This window comes from Salinivibrio sp. PR919 (assembly GCF_001995355.1).
Lineage (GTDB): Bacteria > Pseudomonadota > Gammaproteobacteria > Enterobacterales > Vibrionaceae > Salinivibrio > Salinivibrio proteolyticus.
Genome location: NZ_MUFL01000017.1, coordinates 21,965 through 43,349, shown reverse-complemented (window position 1 = coordinate 43,349; position 21,385 = coordinate 21,965). Strand labels below are relative to the sequence as shown.

The following is a 21,385-nucleotide window of genomic DNA, read 5'->3' as shown; positions in this document are numbered from 1 at the left end:
GAGCCTTGCTGAGTTTATGTCGACGCCCTGTTGTACGCGTGCTGTTGGTGATACTGCTGTTGGGAATGACCGGCTTGGTCCATGCGGCTACGCCAACTGTGCGTTTAGTCACGCTAGAATACCCGCCCTATATTCAGACTTCAGACGGCTCCCTTGATGGTGTGGCGGTACGAGTTGTCCGCCAAACTTTTGCCAAGCTCGGTTATGAGGTAGAAATTGAAGTACTGCCATGGGCGCGAGCACTCTATCAAGTCCGAACCGGCTTAGCGGATGGTATATTCACCATATTCAAAACGTCAGAGCGCGAAGCCTTTCTCGATTACTCTCAGCAGGTTTTATTCCAGCAAGGGATCCGCTTAGTTCATCGCCACGATGTCAGTGTCTCTGAAGATACCATTCAATCGTTTAATTTTAGCGCATACTCCGTCTGCGTSATCAATCAAGTCAGTTACGGCAGCCGAATGGATGCTGCCTTGGCACAAAATCATTTCGATCAGGTTTTCCGCCTAACTCGCGCGCCACAGTGCCTTCGGATGTTGGAAAGTGGCCGAGCACGCCTGTGGCTCAGCAACCATTTTGGTGCACGCGCGCTGATTAATCAGCTTAATATGAAGGATGTTGTCGAGATCAACCCCCATCCTATTGAAGACACCCCCAGTTACATTGCCTTCTCTAAAGTGCAAGGGCTATCAGCTCTACGCGACCAATTTGATCACGCGTTAGCAGACATGAAAGCCACCGGAGAGTATCAAGCCATCATTGATGACTTTTTTAATGATTAATCGCTGACATTCCCGCACAAGGTTTTAAAAGCGACTGACAAACGCTTGACAGATTGTTCTCCCGACATCGCTACATTCTGTGCCATCTGAACAAGCAGCATTAAGGCACACTATGAAACCTATCGCTCTCACTCTCCTACTTACACTGGGTCTCACTACTCAGGCGGTGGCGAAAGAAAAAACCAATATCTCGGCGGGTCTTGCCGTCGACCAACAACTGAGTGCAGTCCTAGAAGTCGACGATCAATACCGTTTTACCCTTGGCAATGACGGCACCGCATTTGATTACCTTTTTCAACACGGCACGTTTGATAATCCCGATATCCCGGTTGATTGGTATGTGGGAGCCGGTGGATGGGCCGAGTGGGATGATGATTATGGTGTTCGTTTACCGGTTGGACTCGATTGGGCCATCACCAAACAAATCAGTGCTTACGGTCAGGTGCATCCAGAAGTCAATTTCCACGATGGTCCAGAACTGCAACTTGGCGGCGCGCTGGGCGTAACCTACGCGTTTTAGATAGATCCATTCTCATCACGCCAAATCATGCATACAAGCGAGCCTTATCAAGGCTCGCCGTATTTTTAGGAGTGATTTATCCATCGGCTATGGCATCCGGCATGAAGAAAATATGTCATTATCGGGCTGATAGACACGTGTTTCTATGTCCATCACGCCAAGTAACGAATGAAAGATATTATCGTGAGAGTAATGGCCAGCCTCCATCGCCTTTTCACGCAAACAAGAGGCGTTGATAGACTTGGCTTGCTTAAATCCATCAGAGAGCCATACCATCAACGGCACTTTCTTCTGGTAATCAGGGGCGAAACGATAAGGAAGACCATGCAAGTAAACCCCATTCTCCCCCAATGATTCACCATGATCAGAGACATACATCATCGCGGTGTTATACTGATCGCTTTTCTCTTTTAATGTTTCAATCACTTTGCTCAACACATAGTCCGTATAGCGGATGGTGTTGTCGTAGCTGTTGATGATAGTTTCTCTTTCACAGTTTTCGATATCTGAGCGCGCACAGTCAGGCTGGAAATACGCCATGTCTTTAGGGTAACGCTGAAAGTACGTTGGACCATGACTACCAATAAGATGTAAAAATATCATACGATTACCTTTCATCTCGTCGATATCTTTACCAATACTTTCAACAAGAGCCATGTCGTAGCATGTACTACCATTACAGAACTTATTATTTCCGCGCCTATCGATCTCTATATATTTTACATTTTTAGCCACACCTTTATCGCCACCATCATTATCTTTCCAAAGCACATCAACCCCAGCGCGTTTTAATACATCAAGAACATTATCTTGATGTTCAGCGATATCACGATCAAATGTATGATGTGATAAATTTGAAAACATACAAGGAACGGAAATTGCCGTTGCCGTGCCACATGAATCGACATCCTGAAATGAAATAATACCCTGCTCAGCGGTATAAGGGTTGGTTTTTCTACCATAACCGTTGACCTGATAGTTTTGACTACGTGCGGTTTCACCAACAACGAAGATAAATACACTAGGCTTATCCAATGACTGATGAATTGCTAAGTCTGATTGCTTCGCATCTTCGCCCAGCTTTACGTAAGGTATCGGCGACGAAAAGTATTGATCTTTCACATAACCAGAGAGACTATAGACATATTGTGTCGGTATAATCAATTTTCTAAGGTAGCTATTATTTCTACCTACGGATGCATAGTCTTGATAGTAAAAAACAAATATAATCGCAAGAGAAATTAACGATACGATGATGGATATTAGCTTATCTCGTAATAAAGGCAGCCACATTTTTCCGGCTGGCTGAATGGTGCAGCGCATTATAAAAATAGCGGGAGTCACACCAATGGCCAGCACCCAAACAAGTGCATAAAAACTTAAATATGCGCTTGCCTCTCCGGCATCTGTTTCGACAATATTAGTTATCATATCTTTATCAAACATGACACCATAATTGTACTCAGCGTAACACACCATGCTTGAGAGGATCACTAAAATAACAAAAAAGGGCTTAGTTATTCTCGGCCAAGAGAATAACGAAAAAATAATGTTTAAAGCAAAGAATAAGAACAGAGGGATAGAAATAACAAAGCCCGCCTTCACCTCTTCAATTGATGAAAAAATACTTTTCAACTCTTTATAAAAGGTAACATTCATCACAACAGAAAAATAGATTGCAACCAATGCAGTAAACATCGTGATGCTTATGCCGCTTTTATTATTATAACTTTTTCTCATTTTATATTTACCGCACATGACACCCACACAAACAGGGCGAGAAAAATTGAAACAAACACGGCAGATGAACCAATATCCTTTGCCTTCTTACTGACTACATGCCACTCATCACCAATACGATCGATCGCGGCCTCAATGGCTGAGTTTACTAACTCAGCAATAAGGACAAGCCCTAAACTCGCTACCATTAGAATGCGCTCGGTCGAGGTGACTGGAATAAAGTAGGCTGTGATCATAAGAACAAAAGCAATCACACTTTCTTGCCGAAATTCCGCTTCAGACTTCCACGCCGACTTTAACCCCATCACTGAATAACCTGCCGCATCTATCATTCGATAAATGCCGGTTTTTCCTAGTTTCATGTTATTTTTACTGTCTGGTTATTTGAGAAGCGCTTAAATATATAGGAAGGCGTTTAAATACTCTGTCCATACTTTGTATGGCTGTGTCATCGTTTGTCGATCATAGTGAGAGTTGGCGAGCAATATGAACAACATCATTTCATCTAAATAAACGGGCAATATATCTATTAATCTAGCCAGGCTCACTCAACAATAGTAAGTGGATACAATAAGTATCCAGTGTAAAGTCGCTGTCATCCAAAGATGAGGTTAGATCGTAGTCATAGCCGTAACCCTCAAATAAGGACGCGACATGCTCTCATTTTTAAAGCCGAATCCGGTTAAAAAGCTTAAAAAGCAGTACGAAGCTAAGCAACAACAAGCCTTTCAGGCGCAGCGAAACGGCGACATCCGTGGTTATTCACTGCTCACCGAAGAAGCAGAAAAGATTGACCAACAAATCAAAGAATTGGAAAACAACGCTTAGCCATTTGAGACATGGCTAAACTGCCGTTTTACCAAGCGTTGGTACAGAGGGCAGCGTGCCAGCAGGTAGGTATGGCTGCCTACATCAACAAGCTTGCCTTGATCCATCACGACAATGCGGTCAGCATGCTGAATGGTCGATAAGCGGTGAGCGATAATCAAGGTAGTGCGGTCACGCATTAAAGCCGCCAAGCCTTGCTGCACCGCATGCTCACTTTCGCTATCAAGGGCACTGGTGGCTTCATCGAGCAATAAAATTCGTGGATCCTTGAGAATCGCGCGGGCAATCGCAATTCGCTGTCGTTGGCCGCCCGAAAGCCGCACGCCTCGCTCACCTAAAAAGCTGTGATAACCATCCGGTAATTGCTGAATAAAGGCATCAGCGTGCGCTTGAATCGCCGCCTCTTTGACGGCGTGCTCACTGGCGCCTGGCCTGCCGTAGCGAATATTGCCTATTACATCATCGCTAAACAGAGCGGGTTGTTRTGGCACCAGTGCCATTTGTTGGCGCAACGCTTGCGGGGATAAGCGACGAATATCTTGCCCGCCCAGCCTAATCGCACCTGACTGCGGATCATAAAAGCGTTGCAGTAATTCAAATACGGTAGTTTTCCCCGCTCCCGACGGTCCGACTAAGGCGACGACTTCACCGGGCCGAATCACAAGGTTCAACGCATCAATCGCTGCTTGATGAGGACGCGTGGGATAATGAAAATGCACCGCTTCAAAGCGAATATCGTTGCTTAATGATTGGGCATCGACACTCGGCGAGGTGGCGGGAGTGCAAATATGGCTTTGCACGTGCAACAGTTCCACCAAGCGCTCCGTCGCGCCTGCCGCGCGCTGCAACTCCCCCATCACTTCCGACAAGGTAGCCATCGAAGAGGCAACCATGATGGCGAAAAACACAAACGCACCCAGATCCCCTGCTGACATAGTACCTTGAATCACATCGCGACCGCCAACCCACAACATGCCAGTAATGGCGCTGAACACAATCACGATCACGCCGGAAATAAGAATGGCTCGTTGTTTGACGCGCTCGCGTCCGATCTGATAGGCGCGCTCCACCTCTTGACCAAATGCGGCTTTGGCGTGATCTTCTACCGCGAAGCTTTGCACGGTTTTAATATTGGTGATGGCTTCACCGGCGTAGCTGCCTACATCCGCCATCGAATCTTGGCTTTGCCGCGACAACGCTCGCACACGACGGCCATAAATCAAAATCGGCACCAGAATAAAGGGCACGGAGGCCAGCACAATCAAGGTCAGTTTAATATTGGTGGCAAACAGCATGATGATGGCGCCCACACACATCAGTGCACTGCGCATCGCCATGGAGAAGGAGGAGCCGATGATGTTTTGCAGCAAGCTGGTATCTGTGGTGATCCGCGACATGATTTCGCCACTGCCGTGGGTTTCAAAATAGCTCGGATGTAGGCCAATCACATGATCAAACACCGCTTGGCGAATATCGGCACTGACCCGTTCACCCACCGATGACACCAGATAGAACCGGAAAAAGGTGCCGATCGCGATCAATACCGTGATCAGCAAAATAAACTGGACCGCGTTCCCCAGCTCAACCAGTGATTGCTGTGCAAAGCCTTGGTCGATCAAAAGGCGAACGCCGTGTCCGACCGAGAGCGTCAATGACGCGGTAAACACCAAGGCCAGCAATGCCGCGCTCACTTGCCAGCGATAAGGGCGAATAAACGCGATGAGTTCCCACAGAACCGTCAGATTTTTACTGTTGCGACTTGAGGAAGATGGCGTCGAGGCGGCGCGCGTTAAAGCGGAATTAGCCATAAGCTCTACTTAGTGCTGTCCTTGCACATTTAGGGGCGAGTGAGCAGGATCATTAACTCGCGATTGTCGTTGATAAGCGCATCGATGGTGCATGCATCTAACTCCTCTAAAAAAGCTTGTTTGGCTTTCACCATATGATTGCACGACACATCAAACAAGCGTATCACCTCGGTAATGTTGGTAAGCTCACCCTCTGGCAACGACGCCAGAAAAATCAAGGTGCGAAGTCCGTAATCTGTAAAGCGGTTTCGTTGCACGCATTCAATCATTCTGTCCACACTCTCGCGCGTCAGCCGCGCCTATTCAAACACAACTTCGCGAACTTGGCGTTCCTGACGAACAGTTCCACTATGAGTGCTTTGGGCCACACAAGGCCTTGTAGTGCTTTATTAAGCTAGGGTTATTCAGCTTTTTAGAACAAGATGCTCAATCTTACGCCGTGTTCGCACGGCGTTTTTGTTTCTACACTGCACCTATTGTTCAGTGTCACCGCTGTTCAACATCGAATCAGTGAGGAGAAGCATTATGATTACAGTACGTCATGCCAGCGAGCGCGGTCAGGCCAACTTTGGCTGGCTACAAAGCCGCCATACTTTTTCATTTGGTAGCTATTACGATCCTCATCATATGGGCTTCTCTGCACTGCGTGTGATCAATGATGATATCGTCTCGCCTGCCGCAGGCTTTGATACTCACGGACACCGTGATATGGAAATCATCAGTCTGGTGCTGGAAGGGGAAATAGAGCACAAAGACAGCCAAGGCAACCGACAAACCCTACCCGCTGGTGAGTTCCAGCTGATGTCGGCTGGGCGCGGTATTTATCATAGCGAGTATAATGCATCGTCAACCCAAGCCTTGCGCTTTCTGCAAATTTGGATTGAGCCCAATGAGCAAGGCGGAGAGCCGGGTTATCAGCAAAAAGACTTTGGCAAGCAGGCTGGCTTTACCGTTATCGCGACCCCCACAGGGGAAGATGGCACCTTACGCATCAAACAAGATGCACGTTTGCTACAGCTGATTCTACCGCCCAGTGAATCGGTTACCTTGCCTTTGGAGGCAGGGCGCCATGCCTATGTACATCAAGTCGCGGGCACGCTCGACGTTGAAACGACATCTCTGGCTCCCGGCGATGGCGCAAAGATTGAAGATATCCATCACGTAACCTTTAGCAATAAGGGCAACGAAACCAGCCAAGCACTGGTGTTTGATCTCCCCTAACGCGCGGGTTCAGGCGCTCTGGCCTGCCGGTCTATTTGCGCGGCAGGCCTTACTCTGTGTACACTGCGCCCTTTCTTCATATATGAGAGGTTGAATGCTCACTCTATCGAATAAAGTGGCAATTCCCGACAATGAGATTGAGCTCACGGCCATCCGCGCCGCAGGGAAAGGCGGGCAAAACGTCAACAAAGTATCGAGCGCTATTCATCTGCGCTTTGACATCCAAGCCTCGTCACTGCCTGATGCGTATAAAGCCCGATTAATGGCTCTGTCTGATTCGCGCATCTCCAAAGAGGGCGTCATAGTCATAAAAGCGCAAAACTATCGCACTCAAGAGCTAAACCGAGAAGACGCGCTAGAGCGCTTACAGGCGTTAATCAAAAGCGCGATGGTAGAGCAAAAAAAACGTAAACCCACCAAGCCTACCAAGGCCTCACAACGACGCCGCGTGGATGCTAAAAAACGTAAGAGCCAAACTAAGTCACTACGAGGAAAGGTGGCTCCTTAACCGTTTCACGCCACCACTTTATTCCGACCTCCCGATTTAGCCGCATACAAGTTCGCATCCGCTTGCCGGTTAATTTCTTGGGCACATTTTGATGCCTCGCTTTGCGTCATCCCGATACTGACCGTGACTGGAATGGCGCGCTGCTGATAAACAATGGGGGTTTTCGCAATACTCTCGCGGATTCGCTCTGCCATCGTCAGCGCATCATGATGAGAAACACCTTCTAAAAGAAGACAAAACTCCTCTCCCCCTTGCCGGAATACATTGTCACTCCCCGCGACCTCAACCATAGTGTTCACCACCGATTGCAACACGACATCGCCGCCATCATGGCCATATTCATCATTAACCGCTTTAAAATGGTCAATATCCAGTACCAGAAGATGAAACTCGGCCTGCTGATCTTGTAATGCTTGATAACGATGCTTCAAAGCAAGGCGGTTATTGGCTCCGGTTAGCGGGTCACATGTAGCCAGTTTACTCAGCTTGTTTTCTGCCAATACGCGATTGATTTCATAGGCATGTGAGACAACGGCAATAGTGACGTAACAAAACGAAAAGTTAAGCATCATCGTCAACATATCGAAATACTGCTCGGCATAAAACTGAAAGGCGATATTAACTATTTGGATGAGAAATAAAGAAACAGTGGCCAAAAACCCCGCTTTGTATCCTGACAGTAGGTAATAAATAATGGGGAAAATCAACGTCCAAAAGAACACGCCAGTGTCCGTTGGCTTCAAAACCGTTCCCGCAATCACCAATAGTGTCAAGCTGGCCGACATGATGTATTTGTGGCCATTAAAAATGGTCGTTTTAGAGGTTTGTCGATATACGTGCCAAGAGTAAAGCGCGTACAGCATCACAAATGACGCATAGATATAGCTTTGACTAACAAGGATATTACCAATCGCCACCAAAACCGCTAAACCACCCACCCCAAGGCTCAATCCTTTCAGCACTTTGAGGCGCAACTCAAAACTACTATTGAGCTCACTCATTTCCACTATCCATTCTCTTTGGCCCAATTTTTTGACATAACCTATGATAGCCTTGTTCATATAACATGTTAATAATAAAGGTATCAATGAATATGTGTACACGCATATTTAATAATCTAAATCGTCAGTTTCCTGTCACTGCGCGCAATATGGACTGGTTTTGGCCCATTAATACCTATTTCTATCGTTTCCCAAAAGGTATGAAAAGTCGAGGACTCGACGCCAAGTCTGCTAGCCAGCTCGGTATTGGTAAGCATCAGGTTTTCCAAGGCGCTTGAAATACACGGGCCTGGGGATTCTTTCTCCGAACCGCTTTACCCTCTCTGAACGATAACACCTCATACCTTTTTGCTTGCTTATCCGACATGGGATTGCTCTAATGTTACAAGTAACATTTTCAGCTAGTGCATTGAGATGAAAGACAAAAGAAATCGCGCTACCTTACAAGATATTGCCGATCGCGTTGGGATGACCAAAATGACAGTCTCACGCTATATGCGCAATCCTGAGTCAGTCGCGCCCACGACACGCGACAAAATTGCGACGGTGATTGAAGAATTGGGGTACATTCAAAATCGCGTCCCTGCGATGCTGTCTAAATCATCAAGTAAAGCCATTGGTATTGTGCTCCCCTCGCTGTCTAACCAAGTCTTTGCTCATTTGGTACAGGGAATTGAACGCGTCACCAAAGCGCATGGCTACGACATTTTGATTACGCACGCCGGTTATAGCGAACAGGCAGAGGAAGAGAAAATTGCCTCTTTGCTGTCTTRTCAAGTGGATGGTTTGATCCTCACTGAAACTAACCACACCCCACGCACGTTACAAATGCTAAAGACAGCCGCTGTTCCTGTGGTAGAGACAATGGAGCTTCCAGAAAAGCCAATTGATATGGCCGTTGGGCTTGATCATGGGCAAGCCGCTTATGATGCGGTTCAAGCCATGATCAATAAAGGGAAAACGCAGATCGTGTACTTGGCGGCTCGGTTAGATACCCGTACTCAGCTGCGGCAACAAGGGTACGAACGCGCGATGATACAAGCAGGACTCACCCCTCGCTGTGTTGCCACCGAAGAGCATTCTTCATTTAGCTTAGGCGAAACGCTACTCAACCAAACCTTGGCTCAGTATCCCAACTGTGACGGGCTGTTTTGTACTAATGATGACCTCGCCGTCGGTGCGTTACTCGCGTGTTGTGCCAAAGGCATTGCTGTTCCGCAAACCCTCAGTATTGTTGGTTACAATGCGCTCGATATTGGCACTGTAGTCAGTCCTACACTGACGAGCGTCGCGACGCCGCGTGATTTGATTGGTGAGCGCGCTGCGACACTGTTGATTCAAGCGTTAAGCGGCGAAACTATCGCCGAAAAAATACAAGCTGTTCCACACACCATCACAAGCGGCGGCAGCCTATAACCATCACCGTTAACTGGGCGATCACGAAAATAAATAGCTCGCCCCTTCGTCGGCGCGTGATACCTGCTGACGCGCCGCAGCAAACCAATCACGTCCCCACGTATGGGTCGCTTGAGGCGGCTCTGCTACGGGACGCTGAGATAAATCAGCATGGCAAGTCAACTCGCCAGCCTTCGCGTCCAATGTGATCATATCGCCGTCTTGCACACTCGCCAATGCACCGCCATGCATGGCTTCAGGACAGACGTGTAAAGCGGCAGGGACCTTGCCCGATGCGCCCGACAACCGACCATCTGTCACCAATGCGACCTGATAACCCATTTTTTGCACATTGCCAAGAATAGGCATAAGCTTATGCAGCTCTGGCATGCCATTCGCGGCGGGGCCATTAAAACGTACCACCACAATCACATCTTGGTTGAGCTCACCACGCTGATAAGCCTGCTCGACTTGGTGCTGACAATCAAACACCCGCGCGGGCGCACAAACCACACGGTGCGCAGGATCTACGGCAGAGACTTTGATCACTGCATTACCCATATTGCCAGACAGCATGCGCAAACCACTGGTTGGACTGAAGTGTGAGCCGGGCTGAGCGATGACCGCAGTGTCGGTTGATGGAGGGGCGGCTTCCCAAACAAGCTGCCCCTGAACTAATCGAGGCGTGGTCAATTGGTCGCTAAACTGGCCGACGGCAGGTAAGGTATCGGCATGTAGTAAGCCAAGGGTATGCAGATGCGCCATCAGCGTAGGCACGCCCCCTGCCGCCTCAAAGGCATTAATGTCAGCGGGTCCATTGGGGTAGACCCGAGCCAGTAAGGGCACAACATGAGAAAGTGCATCCATATCTTCCCAGGTTAGGATGATGCCAGCGGCACGCGCCATCGCCACCAAATGAATCGTATGGTTGGTGCTGCCGCCCGAGGCCAACAACGCGACCACACCGTTTACCACGCTTTTTTCGGTCACCACATCGGCGAGTGGTCGGTAATTCGTACTTCCCGCACATTGGGAAGCTAACGCTGTTGCCGCATAGCGGGTCAGCGCTTGGCGTAATGCTGAGTTGGGGGCAACAAACGCCGCACCGGGAAGGATCAATCCCATGGCTTCAAGCACCAGTTGATTGGTGTTGGCCGTGCCATAGAAGGTGCAGGTTCCCGAACTATGATAAGCTTGGCATTCCATGGCCAATAAAGCCTCTTTGCCAAGATTGCCTGCCGCATAGGCTTGGCGCACCGCCACTTTTTCTTCGTTACTTGTCCCCGAGGCCATTGGGCCGGAGGGTACAAATAAGGTCGGCAAATGGGCATAAGCGAGCGCCCCCATCAATTGCCCGGGGGCAATTTTATCGCAGACGCCAAGCAGCAATGTTGCATCATATACGTTATGACTCAGCGATATCGCGGTTGCCTGAGCAATCACATCACGTGAAAACAAGGACATTTCCATTCCCGGCTGGCCCTGTGTGACACCATCACACATCGCGGGCACACAGCCTGCGACTTGCGCCGTATGGCCCAACGGTTGAAGCGCCGCTTTGATTTGTTCAGGGTAGCCAGCATAGGGCGCGTGCGCGCTAAGCATATCGTTGTAGGCGCTGATAATCGCCACATTGGCGGTGGTCATATCCAGCATGTGTTGTTTATCTTGTTGACACGATGCCGCCACGGCGTGAGCCATGTTGCCGCAAGACAGAGTGGTTCGCGCCTTCCCTGTATCAGCTTGCTGTTGAGTCTGACGCAAAAACGCGGAGCGCGTCGATTGGCTGCGCTGGCGTAACGCCTTTGTCACAGCCATTAAAGTCGGGTGTGTCATTTCCGAGCCTCCTTGGCTGCTAAGGCATGCACGGCACGTGTCACCACAGTATCAATGTCTGCATCAATGGCAACGCGGACAACATCAGGCTCATCGTCACCCGGCGCCTCCAACGTCGCAAACTGGCTATCCAGCATATGGGTTTTCATAAAATGCCCTTTGCGTGCTCTGAGTCTTGCGAGGATCAGTGCATAATCGCCGTCGAGAAACAAAAAGGTGACGTTCTGGTTGCCCTCACGAATGAGATCGCGATAACGACGTTTCAAGGCAGAGCATACAATCACGCCATATTCTTGTTTGTGTTCGAGACTGAAAGCAGCGTCACGGATCCGGCATAGCCATGGCGTGCGGTCATCATCGTTAAGCGGCTGCCCACTTGCCATTTTCTCGATATTTGCCCGTGGATGCAGATCATCACCATCGATGAATTTGGCCTTCAAGCGCGCTGCCAATTTCACGCCTAGGGTGCTTTTTCCCGAGCCACTGACGCCCATCACAATCACACTGCCAATTGCCATACCGACTCCTTAGCGAGATTTTAACCAGATCTCATTTTTGATAACGCATTCAATAATTTTCTTTATCTTAGTGTGGTTACCGGTAACATGTTACCGGTAACTATGAGATTTGTGAAGTTTGACACAAACATCCTGGTCGGAAGAGGTGAGCCATGGAACTACTCGCACAAAGCCCTGAACCCACTACCCTACTCTTGATAGCATTGGGCGCTATCGCACTGTTATTACTCCTAATAATGAAGCTGAAGGTGCATGCATTTGCATCACTCACACTAGTCAGTTTAGGTACCGCATTGGCCACAGGGATCCCTGTCGATAAGGTGGTACCAACCATGATGAGCGGCTTTGGCGGCACCTTAGCATCGGTCGCTTTGCTGGTCGGGCTTGGCGCGATGATCGGGAAGATCCTCGAAGTCACCGGTGGTGCGAATGTGCTCGCCGATACACTGATCGCTCGGTTTGGCGAAGCGCGTGCTCCCTTTGCACTCGGGATCGCCTCGTTACTGTTCGGTTTCCCTATCTTTTTTGACGCTGGGCTAATTGTGATGATGCCCATCATGTTTAGTGTCGCGAAACGCTTAGGTGGCTCCCCCATAAAGTATGCTCTTCCCGTCGCGGGGGCGTTTGCGGTTATGCATACCTTCGTTCCGCCACATCCCGGTCCAGTTGCTGCCTCAGATTTACTCGGCGCCGACATGGGCCTGCTTCTCATCGTCGGGCTGCTGGTTTCGCTCCCCACTTGGTATTTAGGGGGTTATTTATTTGGCTTGTATGCGGGTAAGAAATTCAATATCCCACTCGCAAAAGCGTTTTTAAACACCGAAGTCATGTTTAAAAGCAAAAAGGATTACCCCGCCTTTTCAACTGTATTAATGATTTTATTGCTCCCAGTGCTACTCATTTTCCTTGATACAGGCCTGAACGCGCTGAGCGTGGCGGGTATGGTCAACGGGGAGAGTGCTTGGGTCGGCTTTTTGCGTATGCTGGGTAAAACACCCGTTGCACTGCTCATCACTCTATTGACCTGTTTACTGGTGTTCGGCCAAAAGCTGGGTAAAAGTAAAATGGAAAAGCTGTGCTCTGATTCGTTAGCGCCAATTTGTGCCGTCATTTTGGTGACCGGCGCCGGCGGCATGTTTGGGGGTGTCTTGCGCGCGAGCGGTATCGGTCAGGCACTTGCCACCATGCTATCAGACACAGGTATGCCAATCATTCTGGCTGCATTCGTGATTGCCACCTGCTTGCGCGTTGCACAAGGCTCCGCCACCGTCGCACTCACCACCACGGCCGCACTTATCGCGCCCACCGTGTCGCATACTGTGGGCTTATCCCAATTGGATTTGTGTTTTATTGTCATCGCAATTGCAGGTGGRGCYACCGTTTTATCGCATTTCAACGACTCTGGCTTTTGGTTGGTATCGCGACTGCTCGAAATGGATGAAAAAACCACACTTAAAACTTGGACTGTGATGGAAACCCTGCTCGGAACCATCGCGTTTGTTATCGTAGCGCTGTTAAGCGTTTTACTGTAAGGGATCTTCATGACTGAACTGAATCAACGCCTTAAGGCGATACGCATCGTGCCGGTAATTGCGATTAATCATGCGGAAGATGCCGTACCGCTCGCCAAAACCTTGGTCGATAATGGCCTACCCTGCGCCGAAATTACTTTTCGTACTGATGCAGCCGCAAACGCTATCCGTCAAATGCGCGATGCGTATCCCGAGATGCTGATTGGTGCCGGAACCGTACTCACACCAGCGCAAGTCGACGCCGCAATAGATGCAGGAGCGGATTTTATTGTTAGCCCCGGGCTCAACCCCATCACAGTAAAACACTGCCAACAACGTGATATTGCCATTATCCCGGGGATCAACAATCCCAGTTTAGTCGAGCAAGCCATGTCGCTGGGGCTGGATACCGTGAAGTTTTTCCCCGCGGAAGCGTCAGGCGGTATTGCGATGTTAAAAGCGCTCTCTGCGGTGTATCCCGTCAGTTTTATGCCGACCGGTGGCGTGAGTGAAGAGAACGTGAGCGATTATCTCGCCTTACCCAAAGTGCTGGCATGCGGTGGCACTTGGATGGTGCCCGCCACGCTCATTGATGCCAAAAAGTGGGACGAGATTGCGCGTCTCGTCCAAGCCGTAGCGGCTTAACTAAAACGATGGCCCGCCGCGTTTGCGTGGGCCATCGCGCTTCAATTTCATCCCGTCTCTTTTCCTTCTGTGAATAGTACCGACCAATAAACACGGATCCTCTCCACTAAGCGCCTAATTTATTCATATACTGTTTAGAGTGTGTTCACCCTACGTGGTGGTGAATCGGATTGGCAAGGGATAGGGGTAGGATTTATGTGGAAACCGGGTGCTTGTTTGCGGTGGGCCCAGCGGGTAGTTTTCACACTCATATGCTGTATAACTCTCTCAGTCAGTGTGTCTGTTCACGCTACGCGTGCGGACGACCAATCCACCGTTAAACCGACTCTAAAAGTTGCGAACTCTCACTCCTGGCGACCCTTTTCATATCTTGACCGCAACCAAGAACCCAAAGGTATTCTAATTGATTTTTGGCAAGAGTTCGGTACCCGCAATGGCTATGATATCGAGTTTTTACTGACCGATTGGCAAACCTCCATTGACTTGGTTCGCTCTGGACAGGCCGATGTACACGCTGGCTTATTACAGTCACCAGAACGTCTCACGTTTATGGACTTCGGTACGCCGCTTTTTGCCATCGACACGCAAGTTTTTTTCAGTCAATCCATGATGGGTATATCCGCTGACTATGTGCTGGCTGGTGAGACCGACAATGTGATAGGCGTGGTCAAAGGAGGGTACGAGCAAGAGTTTATGGAAACCACGTTTCCTTTGGTTTCACTACGCCTTTTCCCCAACAACCAAGCGATGCTTGATGCGGCATTATCCGGTGAACTACACGCTTTCGTTGCCGACTTACAAGTCGCGAATTATCATCTTTACACCACCACCAATCAGAATCTCTTTATTCCGGTTCGCCATCTTTATACCGARACCCTGTATGCAGGATTTGCAAAAGGCAACACAGCTTTGCTCAATCAAGTGAGCAATAAGTTTAACTGGCTAGATGATGATACCAAACGCCAGCTCCTAAACCGTTGGGTCTACTATGATGTCGAGACTGTTTATCCCGCTTACCTGTTTCCCACACTGATTACCCTTGGCGTCTTGATCGTGGTCAGTTATATTTTGCTGCTTAAGCGAAATGTTCGTCAAAAGACGCGCGCGTTGCAAACCGCCAATACCCAACTCCAAGAACAAGCCATCACTGACTCATTGACACAGCTACATAACCGGCGTTTTTTTTATCAGTGTTTAAAAGAAAAACAAGGGGAGCCGAAAAACATGGCACTGATGGTCTTTGACATTGATGATTTCAAAGCATTTAACGACGGATTTGGTCACGCGCATGGTGACGAAGTGATCTGCTTTGTCGCGGAGACGGCCAAGAGCCTGCTACCCAATGATGCGGTACTTGCACGTATTGGCGGTGAGGAATTTGGGGTCCTTCATCCCTTTTCCAGTGCTGAACGTGCACTCTCGCAAGCGCGGTTATTGTGCGATGAAATTGCGCGACAAAGCCTCGCGCGCTTTAATCATCCCATGCCTGTGACGATCAGCCTAGGTGTGGCCTATTATCCTGATGGGCTCAGCGATAGCGAAATCGTCGAAGCAGACAAAGCTATGTATCAAGCCAAAAAGCAAGGCAAGCACTGCGCCGTACTCAATGTCATTTAACCACGGTACTGGCTCTGATTAGCAGTCAAAGCGGTTGGCTGCTTACGGTGGCAAACGCCACATGCAATGAACAAAAGGCGGCCACCTGTTTGTCGCCGCCGACGGGGTCACTAGCGATTTTTCTGCTCAGCAAGCCGAGACAATACACGTGTGAGCAAACGTATTCTGGGCTCCACCGAATCCAGTTGAAGGTATTCGTCGTCACTGTGGAAATTCGCTCCAACTGGCCCAAAACCATCCAAACTGGGGATCCCAATGGCAGCGGTATTATTCGCATCAGATCCGCCACCTACCGCTTTCCAATGAATTGGAACACCTTCATCAAATGCAGCCGCTTCGACAAGATCCATCAAGTGCTCTGTTTCAGGCGTCGGAACCATGGCCGGTTTATAAGCTTCGCGAACCAATTCAATGGTGATATCAGGCGTGTAAGGATGAGAGGCGCGGGCTTGGATGGCTTGATCGAGCGCATCATAGGCGGTGTTATCCCAGAACCGAATATCAACCAATGCCGATGCATGCGCGGCCACAATATTCGCTCCCGTTCCGCCTTCAATCACGCCAGCATTAATACTGGTGCCGGCCTCAACATCTTTCATACTATCGAGCGTCACTAGCCAGTGAGCCAACTCTGTGATCGCGCTACGTCCTTTCTCTGGTTCATTCCCCGCGTGCGCCGCACGGCCTGATATGGCTATTTTATACCGTGCCATGCCTTTACGCGCTTTCACTAAACCACCGTCAGCCCGCGCTGCCTCTGCCACCAGCACATAACGTGCATCGCGTGCAACGGACGCCAGCCAGTCACTAGAATGTATCGAGCCCACTTCCTCATCGGGATTCATACAAATGCAAATGCTGAGTGCCTCACGTTCAGCGTGCGGCAATGCGCGCAATGCATACACGATATTCAACAAGCCCGATTTCATATCGGATACACCCGGGCCGTAGGCAAAGCCCTCTTCCACATGCATCGGGCGCTCAGCTGCTGTGCCTTTTGGAAACACAGTATCCATATGGCCAATCATCATTACATCAATATGCGGGTCGGTGGGCTGGTTTCGGATCTCTAATCCAACCCCTGCCTCACCACAATCGACACGCTTAATGTGCCAGCCTGTCATTTGTTCATACTTTTCTGCCATCAAGGCTGCAATCACCTCAATGCCGTCGCGCTGGAACGTGCCACAGTCGACGTTCACCAGAGGCGCTAACTCATCCAAGTAGCGTTGCAAAGAAAACATCATCATGCCTCCTAAAGTAAAAGATTCATTACCCACATCGCACCAAAAGCATTGAGAATCGAAATGCCAACCATGATGGGGATATAACGGCCTTCGGTACCAATCGGGCCCATCACTCGGCCGATGTATTGCACTTGTGAGCCCATTAAATAGATAGCGGGGACCAAAATCGCAATGTGGGTGCCGGTGAGAATGCCTTGGTCAAACAAGGTGATCACCACACCAACCGCGCCTCCCATTGACATCCATGCCCCCATTAGCACGGCAGCCGCTTCGCCGGGTAAGCCAAACACTGCCATCACAGGCGAAAACACCTCGCCCATCAAGCCTAATAACCCGGTAATTTGCAGCGCCTTGATAATCACAAACGCCATGACCACATTAGGAACCGTCGACGTCGTCGCAATGTGCCAACCTTTTTTTGCCCCTTCGACAAAGATGTCGGTGATCATGGGTTTACTGCTGGAAGAATGAGTCATGACGCGTGCTCCTCTTGATAGGATTGAGACTTATCTCGCTGTGGCCCTTTACCCTCGGTGATATTGAGGTAGACACGAAATACATTGGCGCCGATGAACTTAAACAAGAAGATCACACCAATCGCGAGGCCAATCGACGAGGTCACGGCCAACGAGCCATCTGACAGCGTCAGAGTAAACAACACGGCACCCGATGAGAAAAAATTGACGATGGTTGCCCCAGCCGTGAACTGAAACATGGTGAACACATCCGTTTCCCGTTTGGTCAAGTACCCCTCATCTTTGAGTTGACGTGTCATCGCCGCCCCCGCATCTGTGCTCTGCATAGAGGCAATTAATGCCAATCCTGAGTTGCCGGGAATGCCCAATACTGGTTTCAATAGCGGAGTTAAGAGTCTGCGCGCCGCATCAAGTGCCCCATAGTGTTCAAGCACACTGATCATACCGAGTGCGAACATCACCGTGGGAATAAGGGTCAGCGCAAAAATAAAACCGTCTCGTGCACCACTCCCGCCTTTACCGCGAAGTGACGTCGTTGCTACCTCCACCGACCCATCGGCCGCCGCTGTCGCTTGATAAGCCACCTGCCCGAAGGATCCGTTCAAGGTGGTAAAATCAAACACGCCGTACCATTGATTGGATTGCAACAACCCCGAGAAAAAAACAATCGCAAAGACCAATGCCAAGTAACATCCCCATGTCACTTGTCTGTCTGTTTCGGTTGGATGTGTCATAAACCGCCCTCATGCTCAATCAACATTGGGCTTATCATCGAGGCAGACACAGAAATGAAAGTTGATAATTATCAACCTATTGTGCAAGAAGATAGATGGGATTTACATAATATGGGCTGATTCAAAACCTAACAAATTAAGCCAAGCTAAATCATGATGAATGTRACACTAACGGCTGATTTAATTAGGTTTATCTGTCACTACTAAAGGATGCGCGTAAATCGCTTCGGATAAGAAATTCACTAGAAATACATAAGTAAAGCTAATAAAAAAGCGCCCGAAGGCGCTTTTCGTCGGGCGACAGCGTACTGACTTAACCCATCAGGTTATAGAGCAACGCAGAAATCGCCAGCATACCGGTCACAAAGATAAAGTAAGTGCCGACTTTACCGCGATACTGCGCCAATGCTTTGACTTTATAAGCCGCGACAGTGGGCATAATAAAGAGGATCATCGCAATCACAGGGCCTGATAATGCCCCCATCATGTCAAGTATGCTGGGGTTAATCACCGCACACCACCAGATGGCAAAGAACATCACCACAACACCCAGCTTATCCGCTTGCTTGTAGGTCAACTTGCTATGTTTGGTTACCAAACCATTCAAGCTTTCACGCGCGCCAAGGAAATGCCCTAAAAACGACGATGTGATCGCAATGAATGCGACAAGCGGGCCCAGCGTACCGATAAAGGGATTATGGGTGACGTTAGCAAGGTAAGAAAGCACAGACACATTTTGCGCTTTCGCTTCCGCCATTTGTGCTGGCGTGAGTGTCAGCACGCACGAGAAGACAAATAAGAGCACAAAAGCAACTAACATCACGCCCGCGCGCTTAAGAATTTGCTCTGACTTGCCTTGTGCATCATTGCCATAGTGGCGACGCTGAATGTTAGCAAAACTTGAAATCGCCGCAGCATGACTAAACGAGAAGATCACCACAGGCACCGCAAGCCACAGGTTCATGCCTAGTTCACTCATCGGCGGTAGGGTCAAGTTAGGCGTTTGCCACGATGGCACAAGATAGAACGACAAAAATGCCAAAATAGCCACCAAGGGGTACACCATAGCGGCGAAAGCGCGCAGCATGAGGCGCTCTCCACCTAGCATGATCGCAATCATGCCCGCCACTAACACACCGGATAATAAGATACGATTAGGAGATACCCATCCCAGTTGATTGACTAAAAAGCTGTCTACCGTATTGGTTAATCCGACGCCGTATATCAATAAAATGGGGAAGATAGAAAGGAAATACAACACCGAGATCATCCGGCCCGCATTGGCACCAAAATGCTCGGCGACCACATCGGTAAAATCTGCGTCTTTATGGCGAGAGGAGAGCACAAAACGTGCAAGCCCACGGTGTGCCATAAAGGTCATGGGGAAAGCAAGCACCGCCATGATGATTAACGGCCAGATCCCACCCATACCAAGGTTAATGGGAAGGAACAGGATCCCAGCACCGACAGCGGTGCCAAATAGGCTGAGCGCCCAGTGGGTGTCATGTTGGGTCCAACGAGTGGATACACTCTTTTCGGAGACTTCTATAGTTTGGTTCACGTCAAACTCTCTTATTTATAATATTTTGTGCGGTTGCATAGTAGCGAGTTCGACCGGATATATCACATAGATGTAATAGATATATGTACTAATTGTTTTGTTAAAAACTTGTCACATAAACTGGCAATATTTTTAATAACCAACATATTATTCTGAATTAATGGCTTAATTGTGGATTAAAAGACCAAATTATTACCAATGTTTAGATTGATTGGATTGTTTGCAAAATGATGTAACTACCACATTTTCGTTCATGGCATGTTGACATATTGTTACTCCAAGAATCACATTTTTGATGATATCTTTTTCATCTGTTACATACCTCACCCAGCCAATCTCAATAGAACGAGCTAGCTCACAGTCACCAGTCGAAATCACACGTAGCGTGATCAAATCATGAAATGAGCGGCTGGCCCCAATCAGCACAATCACTGCCAACGCCAGACCGCAAAACGCCGCAACCGAACACACAATAAAAAGGAGTGTGCAATGGGTGAACCTATTATCATTGATTGCGATCCGGGACACGATGATGCCATCGCGCTGGTGATGGCTTGTGCACTCGATCAGCTCACTATTAAGGCCATTACCACCTGTGCCGGCAATCAGACGCTGGATAAGACGCTTTACAACGCTAGACGGATCCTCACCTTATTAAATCGCCACGACATTCCTGTCGCAGGGGGAGCCCATAAGCCTCTGCTGCGTGACCTTGTGGTGGCGAATAATGTCCACGGTGAGTCAGGGCTTGATGGCCCTGAACTCCCTGCACCCGCGATGGACGCTCAACCCGATAATGCCATCAGTGTGATGGCACGCGTGTTAGAAGCTAGCCATCAACCGATAACGGTCGTCGCCACCGGTCCACTAACCAATGTCGCACTGCTGCTTGCGACTTATCCGCACCTAGCCAATCGCATCAAGCGTATCGTTCTCATGGGTGGAGGGGCCACATTGGGGAATTGGACCCCCGCTGCAGAGTTTAATATTTATGTTGACCCTGAAGCCGCTCACCGTGTGTTTCATTCAGGGATCCCTATCACCATGTTTGGCTTGGATGTGACCCATCAAGCCTTGGTCAAAGATGCCGACGTTGCCACTATCCGCGCCATTGATAACCCCGTGGCACAGACCGTCGCGGGGTGGCTGGAATTCTTTATGCGTTATCACCGCGATCCCAAGTGGCAACTCGACGGCTCGCCCCTCCACGATCCTTGTACGATTGCTTGGCTTATCAAGCCTGAGTTGTTCGATTGTGAATCCGTATGGGTGGATATAGAAACACAAGGCAAACTCACCACCGGAATGACTGTGGTTGATCGCTATCGAGTGACCGGTCATGCCGCTAACGCTGATGTGGCGATGAAGATCAACCGTGAAGGCTTTATCTCGTTACTGTGTGATTGTCTAACCCAATACAGCCAATAGGCGTACACA

23 protein-coding genes are annotated in these 21,385 nt (G+C 49.2%); 11 read left to right on the top strand and 12 right to left on the bottom strand.

The features are described 5' to 3' along the window. Nucleotides 1–5: 5 nt before the first annotated feature. Together BZG83_RS05115 and BZG83_RS05110 are read left to right on the top strand one after the other, a co-directional pair. Nucleotides 6–782: a substrate-binding periplasmic protein gene (locus tag BZG83_RS05115; RefSeq protein WP_077479613.1), complete on the top strand. Its 777-nt coding sequence runs from the start codon at nt 6–8 to the stop codon at nt 780–782. A gap of 112 nt (nt 783–894) precedes the next feature. Next, nucleotides 895–1,302 carry a hypothetical protein gene (locus BZG83_RS05110; protein ID WP_077479612.1) on the top strand — a complete coding sequence of 136 codons (408 nt, stop codon included), beginning with the start codon at nt 895–897 and terminating at the stop codon, nt 1,300–1,302. A gap of 87 nt (nt 1,303–1,389) precedes the next feature. On the opposite strand, the gene BZG83_RS05105 is transcribed toward BZG83_RS05110, so the two are convergent. Further along, nucleotides 1,390–3,042 (bottom strand): phosphoethanolamine transferase, encoded by a 1,653-nt coding sequence (locus BZG83_RS05105; RefSeq protein WP_077479611.1) that lies wholly within the window; start codon nt 3,040–3,042, stop codon nt 1,390–1,392. Further along, nucleotides 3,039–3,404 carry a diacylglycerol kinase gene (locus tag BZG83_RS05100; protein ID WP_077479610.1) on the bottom strand — a complete coding sequence of 122 codons (366 nt, stop codon included), beginning with the start codon at nt 3,402–3,404 and terminating at the stop codon, nt 3,039–3,041. The genes BZG83_RS05105 and BZG83_RS05100 overlap by 4 nt, the downstream gene beginning before the upstream one ends. 292 nt (nt 3,405–3,696) lie before the next feature. Here BZG83_RS05100 and BZG83_RS16520 point away from each other — a divergent pair, with 292 nt between their 5' ends. Continuing rightward, the gene (locus BZG83_RS16520) at nt 3,697–3,870 is read left to right on the top strand and encodes a DUF6435 family protein (protein WP_106406577.1); all 174 of its coding nucleotides are present in this window, start codon (nt 3,697–3,699) and stop codon (nt 3,868–3,870) included. Here BZG83_RS16520 and BZG83_RS05095 read toward each other — a convergent pair. Together BZG83_RS05095 and BZG83_RS05090 are read right to left on the bottom strand one after the other, a co-directional pair. Continuing rightward, nucleotides 3,867–5,678, bottom strand: a complete 1,812-nt coding sequence (locus BZG83_RS05095) for an ABC transporter transmembrane domain-containing protein (RefSeq protein ID WP_077479609.1) — start codon at nt 5,676–5,678, stop codon at nt 3,867–3,869. The two genes, BZG83_RS16520 and BZG83_RS05095, sit on opposite strands and share 4 nt — an antisense overlap. A gap of 29 nt (nt 5,679–5,707) precedes the next feature. After that, nucleotides 5,708–5,935: a hypothetical protein gene (locus tag BZG83_RS05090; protein WP_077479623.1), complete on the bottom strand. Its 228-nt coding sequence runs from the start codon at nt 5,933–5,935 to the stop codon at nt 5,708–5,710. Between the two features lie 268 nt (nt 5,936–6,203). Here BZG83_RS05090 and BZG83_RS05085 point away from each other — a divergent pair, with 268 nt between their 5' ends. After that, entirely contained in the window at nt 6,204–6,899 is a 696-nt protein-coding gene (locus BZG83_RS05085; protein ID WP_077479608.1) for a pirin family protein, read from the top strand. Between the two features lie 94 nt (nt 6,900–6,993). After that, nucleotides 6,994–7,407, top strand: a complete 414-nt coding sequence (arfB, locus tag BZG83_RS05080) for an alternative ribosome rescue aminoacyl-tRNA hydrolase ArfB (RefSeq protein WP_077479607.1) — start codon at nt 6,994–6,996, stop codon at nt 7,405–7,407. A gap of 5 nt (nt 7,408–7,412) precedes the next feature. Here the strand turns inward: arfB and BZG83_RS05075 are convergent, their stop codons facing one another. Continuing rightward, the gene (locus BZG83_RS05075) at nt 7,413–8,408 is read right to left on the bottom strand and encodes a GGDEF domain-containing protein (protein WP_241825811.1); all 996 of its coding nucleotides are present in this window, start codon (nt 8,406–8,408) and stop codon (nt 7,413–7,415) included. A 92-nt stretch (nt 8,409–8,500) separates the two neighbouring features. On the opposite strand from BZG83_RS05075, the gene BZG83_RS16515 reads away from it, so the two are divergent. After that, on the top strand, nt 8,501–8,686 hold the full coding sequence (locus tag BZG83_RS16515; protein ID WP_241825813.1) for a hypothetical protein: 186 nt from the start codon (nt 8,501–8,503) through the stop codon (nt 8,684–8,686). A gap of 130 nt (nt 8,687–8,816) precedes the next feature. Next, nucleotides 8,817–9,824: a substrate-binding domain-containing protein gene (locus BZG83_RS05070; RefSeq protein WP_198929723.1), complete on the top strand. Its 1,008-nt coding sequence runs from the start codon at nt 8,817–8,819 to the stop codon at nt 9,822–9,824. A 21-nt stretch (nt 9,825–9,845) separates the two neighbouring features. Here the strand turns inward: BZG83_RS05070 and edd are convergent, their stop codons facing one another. Then, nucleotides 9,846–11,639, bottom strand: a complete 1,794-nt coding sequence (edd, locus tag BZG83_RS05065; RefSeq protein ID WP_077479604.1) for a phosphogluconate dehydratase — start codon at nt 11,637–11,639, stop codon at nt 9,846–9,848. After that, nucleotides 11,636–12,157, bottom strand: coding sequence for a gluconokinase (locus BZG83_RS05060; protein WP_077479603.1), 522 nt, complete (start codon nt 12,155–12,157; stop codon nt 11,636–11,638). Before BZG83_RS05060 ends, edd begins: the two co-directional genes overlap by 4 nt. 152 nt (nt 12,158–12,309) lie before the next feature. Between BZG83_RS05060 and BZG83_RS05055 the strand changes: the two genes are divergently transcribed. The 3 genes from BZG83_RS05055 (at nt 12,310) to BZG83_RS05045 (ending at nt 15,930) form a co-directional block, all read left to right on the top strand. Continuing rightward, nucleotides 12,310–13,689: a GntP family permease gene (locus BZG83_RS05055; RefSeq protein WP_077479602.1), complete on the top strand. Its 1,380-nt coding sequence runs from the start codon at nt 12,310–12,312 to the stop codon at nt 13,687–13,689. Nucleotides 13,690–13,698: 9 nt separating this feature from the next. Then, nucleotides 13,699–14,313 (top strand): bifunctional 4-hydroxy-2-oxoglutarate aldolase/2-dehydro-3-deoxy-phosphogluconate aldolase, encoded by a 615-nt coding sequence (locus BZG83_RS05050; protein WP_077479601.1) that lies wholly within the window; start codon nt 13,699–13,701, stop codon nt 14,311–14,313. Between the two features lie 276 nt (nt 14,314–14,589). Beyond that, complete coding sequence (locus BZG83_RS05045; protein WP_158074934.1) at nt 14,590–15,930, top strand: transporter substrate-binding domain-containing diguanylate cyclase; 1,341 nt, start codon at nt 14,590–14,592, stop codon at nt 15,928–15,930. Between the two features lie 110 nt (nt 15,931–16,040). Here BZG83_RS05045 and BZG83_RS05040 read toward each other — a convergent pair whose 3' ends face one another. The 5 genes from BZG83_RS05040 to BZG83_RS05020 all read right to left on the bottom strand — a co-directional run bounded on the left by BZG83_RS05040 (nt 16,041) and on the right by BZG83_RS05020 (nt 20,380). Then, the gene (locus tag BZG83_RS05040) at nt 16,041–17,177 is read right to left on the bottom strand and encodes a M20 family metallopeptidase (protein WP_077479599.1); all 1,137 of its coding nucleotides are present in this window, start codon (nt 17,175–17,177) and stop codon (nt 16,041–16,043) included. A gap of 8 nt (nt 17,178–17,185) precedes the next feature. Further along, nucleotides 17,186–17,653, bottom strand: a complete 468-nt coding sequence (locus BZG83_RS05035; protein ID WP_077454942.1) for a YjiG family protein — start codon at nt 17,651–17,653, stop codon at nt 17,186–17,188. Beyond that, a complete protein-coding gene (locus BZG83_RS05030; RefSeq protein WP_077479598.1) occupies nt 17,650–18,387 on the bottom strand; it encodes a nucleoside recognition domain-containing protein in 738 nt (245 codons plus the stop codon). The genes BZG83_RS05035 and BZG83_RS05030 overlap by 4 nt, the downstream gene beginning before the upstream one ends. 313 nt (nt 18,388–18,700) lie before the next feature. Further along, the gene (locus BZG83_RS05025; protein ID WP_077479597.1) at nt 18,701–19,948 is read right to left on the bottom strand and encodes an HAAAP family serine/threonine permease; all 1,248 of its coding nucleotides are present in this window, start codon (nt 19,946–19,948) and stop codon (nt 18,701–18,703) included. Nucleotides 19,949–20,140: 192 nt separating this feature from the next. After that, a complete protein-coding gene (locus BZG83_RS05020; RefSeq protein WP_131825051.1) occupies nt 20,141–20,380 on the bottom strand; it encodes a hypothetical protein in 240 nt (79 codons plus the stop codon). Between the two features lie 57 nt (nt 20,381–20,437). Here BZG83_RS05020 and rihA point away from each other — a divergent pair, with 57 nt between their 5' ends. Continuing rightward, nucleotides 20,438–21,376 (top strand): pyrimidine-specific ribonucleoside hydrolase RihA, encoded by a 939-nt coding sequence (gene rihA / locus BZG83_RS05015; protein ID WP_077479595.1) that lies wholly within the window; start codon nt 20,438–20,440, stop codon nt 21,374–21,376. Nucleotides 21,377–21,385: the final 9 nt, after the last annotated feature.

Bases quoted from the DNA above. Each gene is read 5' to 3' on its own strand.
- BZG83_RS05050 (WP_077479601.1), top strand. From the start codon at position 13,699: ATGACTGAACTGAATCAACGCCTTAAGGCGATACGCATCGTGCCGGTA.
- BZG83_RS05100 (WP_077479610.1), bottom strand. From the start codon at position 3,404: ATGAAACTAGGAAAAACCGGCATTTATCGAATGATAGATGCGGCAGGT.
- BZG83_RS16520 (WP_106406577.1), top strand. From the start codon at position 3,697: ATGCTCTCATTTTTAAAGCCGAATCCGGTTAAAAAGCTTAAAAAGCAG.
- edd (WP_077479604.1), bottom strand. From the start codon at position 11,639: ATGACACACCCGACTTTAATGGCTGTGACAAAGGCGTTACGCCAGCGC.
- BZG83_RS05060 (WP_077479603.1), bottom strand. From the start codon at position 12,157: ATGGCAATTGGCAGTGTGATTGTGATGGGCGTCAGTGGCTCGGGAAAA.
- BZG83_RS05040 (WP_077479599.1), bottom strand. From the start codon at position 17,177: ATGATGTTTTCTTTGCAACGCTACTTGGATGAGTTAGCGCCTCTGGTG.
- BZG83_RS05110 (WP_077479612.1), top strand. From the start codon at position 895: ATGAAACCTATCGCTCTCACTCTCCTACTTACACTGGGTCTCACTACT.
- rihA (WP_077479595.1), top strand. From the start codon at position 20,438: ATGGGTGAACCTATTATCATTGATTGCGATCCGGGACACGATGATGCC.
- arfB (WP_077479607.1), top strand. From the start codon at position 6,994: ATGCTCACTCTATCGAATAAAGTGGCAATTCCCGACAATGAGATTGAG.
- BZG83_RS05030 (WP_077479598.1), bottom strand. From the start codon at position 18,387: ATGACACATCCAACCGAAACAGACAGACAAGTGACATGGGGATGTTAC.
- BZG83_RS05105 (WP_077479611.1), bottom strand. From the start codon at position 3,042: ATGAGAAAAAGTTATAATAATAAAAGCGGCATAAGCATCACGATGTTT.
- BZG83_RS05035 (WP_077454942.1), bottom strand. From the start codon at position 17,653: ATGACTCATTCTTCCAGCAGTAAACCCATGATCACCGACATCTTTGTC.
- BZG83_RS16515 (WP_241825813.1), top strand. From the start codon at position 8,501: ATGTGTACACGCATATTTAATAATCTAAATCGTCAGTTTCCTGTCACT.
- BZG83_RS05085 (WP_077479608.1), top strand. From the start codon at position 6,204: ATGATTACAGTACGTCATGCCAGCGAGCGCGGTCAGGCCAACTTTGGC.
- BZG83_RS05075 (WP_241825811.1), bottom strand. From the start codon at position 8,408: ATGAGTGAGCTCAATAGTAGTTTTGAGTTGCGCCTCAAAGTGCTGAAA.